At 65.5% G+C, this 3,092-nt stretch carries 3 protein-coding genes; all 3 read right to left on the bottom strand.

The window, feature by feature from the left end; all coding sequences use genetic code 11:
• Positions 1-785: proline--tRNA ligase (proS, locus tag BJQ90_RS22145; protein ID WP_226762330.1), on the bottom strand; the 785-nt coding region annotated here is incomplete at its 3' end.
• 380 nt (positions 786-1,165) lie between these two features.
• A complete protein-coding gene (locus BJQ90_RS22150) occupies positions 1,166-2,065 on the bottom strand; it encodes a GNAT family N-acetyltransferase (protein WP_226762333.1) in 900 nt (299 codons plus the stop codon).
• Positions 2,028-3,092, bottom strand: a 1,065-nt coding sequence (gene ispG, locus BJQ90_RS22155) for a flavodoxin-dependent (E)-4-hydroxy-3-methylbut-2-enyl-diphosphate synthase (RefSeq protein ID WP_226762331.1), incomplete at its 5' end; no start/stop codon positions are given. The genes BJQ90_RS22150 and ispG, both read right to left, overlap by 38 nt.

The following is a 3,092-nucleotide window of genomic DNA, read 5'->3' on the forward strand; positions in this document are numbered from 1 at the left end:
GGGGTGTCCGGGGTGTCCCGGACCTCGGCGGCGGGGGCGTTGCTGAAGTCGATGTCCGGGGGGACCACCGTGGTGACGGCCTCGACGTTGGCCGCGTAGCCGCCGGCGGAACGGACGAAGGTGTCCTCGCCGATCTCGGTGGGATGCAGGAATTCCTCGCTCTTGGAGCCGCCCATGGCGCCGGCCGTGGCAGCGACCGGAATGACCTCGAGGCCGAGGCGCTCGAAGATCTTCAGGTACGCGCCGCGGTGCGCCGCGTAGCTGGCGTCCAGGCCGGCGTCGTCGATGTCGAAGGAGTAGGAGTCCTTCATGATGAATTCGCGGCCGCGCAGCAGGCCTGCCCGGGGACGTGCCTCGTCGCGGTACTTGTTCTGGATCTGGTAGATGCTCAGCGGCAAGTCCTTGTACGAGGAGTACAGGTCCTTGACCAGCAGGGTGAACATTTCCTCGTGGGTGGGCGCCAGCAGGTAGTCGTTGCCCTTGCGGTCTTTGAGCCGGAAGATGCCCTCGCCGTATTCGGTCCAGCGGTTGGTGACCTCGTAGGGCTCCTTGGGCAGCAGGGCCGGGAAGTGCACTTCCTGGGCGCCGATGGCCGTCATCTCTTCGCGGATGACCGTCTCCACCTTCCGGAGCACGCTCAGTCCCAGCGGAAGCCAGGTGTAGATGCCCGGGGCGGCCCGGCGGATGTATCCGGCGCGGACAAGGAGCCGGTGGCTGGCCACTTCGGCGTCGGCGGGATCTTCACGCAAGGTGCGCAGGAACAGCTTGGAGAGTCGAAGGACCACTGGTTATCTATCCGTTTCTGGGAAAGTGCGGGCAAAACTATAAAACCGGAGAAACCGGCACACGCGTCTAGGTACTAATCTACCGTCAGCCCGGACGCGGAAGAGCCACGCCATAACTGACGGAAGCCCCTGGCCGTTTTCGGCTGGTCATCCTGTCATGGCGTGGCTCTGCGGCCCCAGCACCGCCAAAATATTGGCTGTGAGTTCCGTTGTGTTGCCCTCAAGGGCGTCTGCATCCCCGGCTGCTGCTCCCGGGGAAACACGTGCCCATGCGACACGGTTAGCTCGAACCTATGTGACCCAAGGCACTAAAACAAGAGTCCCCATCCAGATATTTTTCCGTTATACCTGTTAACTTCTGGGGCAGAAGGGTACTGGAGTTAAAAAAGAACAGTGGCGAAAGTCCCTATCTGGCGGAAGCCCACGCGCTCGTACGTGGCACGGGCCCGGGTGTTGAAATCGTTGACGTAGAGGCTCGTGACCGGGGCGAGGGTTTGAGCGAGATCGACGACGGCGGCCATGTATCCGGCGCTGAGGCCCTTCCCGCGATACTCCGGGTTCATCCACACCCCCTGGACCTGCGTCACCTCCGGGGTGACCGCACCGAGCTCGGCCTTGAAGACCACCTCGCCCGCGGGGCCCAGATGGACCATGGAATGCCCTCCCCGGATCAGGCCCTTGACCCGGCGGCTGTAGTACTCCCGGCCGCCGAGGAACGGCGAATAGCCCACTTCCTCTTCGAACATCGCCGCGCACGCGGGCAGGATCCGGTCGAAGTCCGCGAGCTGGCCGAAGCCCAGCTGCTGGTTCGGGGGCACGGCGGGCGGCCCGGCAATCGTCATCAGGGGCTGGTCTGCGCGGATCTCATGGGCCGTCTGGCCGAACTGTTCGAGCCCGGCGTACAGGGCCAGGACCGTGTCGGCAGGGCCGAAGATCGAGGCGTACCGGCGCCCGGAGCGGTGCGCGGACGCTGCGACCGTGCCGGCAAGCTCCGGGTCCAGCTGCACCGGCACCAGGTTGGCGCCGGCCCAGCAGGCCCCCAGGAGCGTGCCGCCGTCGAACACGCCGAGAATGCTGGCGCCGCCGGTGGTGGGAGCCGCCGAACCGGACGTTGCCAGATGGGAGAGGATGAAAACATTGGCGACGGCGTCCTGCCGCGCCAGATCAACCAGCTGGGCGGTGTCCGCCCCCCCGAGGGTCCGGACTGCGACGCCGGGAGCGACGCCAGGGGCGGCGGCGTCCTTACGAGACGCTAACCACGGGGCTACCCTTGACAGCATCTTCGCCATCGGCCTCCCCCATCTCTTCGGCGATACGCATGGCTTCTTCGATCAGTGTCTCAACAATCTGGTTCTCGGGGACAGTCTTGATGACTTCGCCCCGCACAAAGATCTGGCCCTTGCCGTTGCCCGAGGCGACTCCGAGGTCTGCTTCGCGGGCTTCGCCCGGTCCGTTGACGACGCAGCCCATAACGGCCACGCGCAGCGGGATCTCCATGCCTTCCAGGCCGGCCGTGACCTGTTCGGCCAGCGTGTACACGTCCACCTGGGCGCGGCCGCAGGACGGGCAGGAGACGATCTCGAGCTTGCGCGGACGCAGGTTGAGCGACTGCAGGATCTGGTTTCCGACCTTGATTTCCTCCACCGGCGGGGCGGAAAGGGAAACGCGGATGGTGTCGCCGATGCCGCGGGAAAGCAGTGCGCCGAAGGCCGTGGCCGACTTGATGGTGCCCTGGAACGCCGGGCCGGCCTCGGTGACGCCGAGGTGCAGGGGCCAGTCGCCCTGTTCCGCGAGCATCTCGTAAGCGGCGACCATGATGACCGGGTCATTGTGCTTGACCGAGATTTTGAAGTCGTGGAAGCCGTGTTCCTCGAACAGCGAGGCCTCCCACACGGCAGATTCCACGAGGGCCTCAGGGGTGGCCTTGCCGTATTTCTTCAGGATTCCGGGCTCCAGCGATCCGGCGTTGATGCCGATCCGGATCGAGGTGCCGTGGTCCTTCGCCGCGCGGGCGATTTCCTTGACCTGGTCATCGAACTTGCGGATGTTGCCCGGGTTTACCCGGACCGCGGCGCAGCCGGCCTCGATCGCGGCGAAAACGTACTTCGGCTGGAAGTGGATGTCCGCGATCACGGGGATCTGGGACTTCCGGGCGATGATCGGCAGCGCCTCGGCGTCGTCCGCGGACGGGCAGGCAACGCGCACAATGTCACAGCCGGAAGCCGTGAGCTCGGCGATCTGCTGGAGGGTCGCGTTGATGTCCGTGGTGGGGGTCGTGGTCATCGACTGCACGCTGATCGGGAAATC

The organism is Arthrobacter sp. SO3 (assembly GCF_020532825.1).
GTDB lineage: Bacteria > Actinomycetota > Actinomycetes > Actinomycetales > Micrococcaceae > Arthrobacter.

Bases quoted from the DNA above. Each gene is read 5' to 3' on its own strand.
- BJQ90_RS22150 (WP_226762333.1), bottom strand. From the start codon at position 2,065: ATGCTGTCAAGGGTAGCCCCGTGGTTAGCGTCTCGTAAGGACGCCGCC.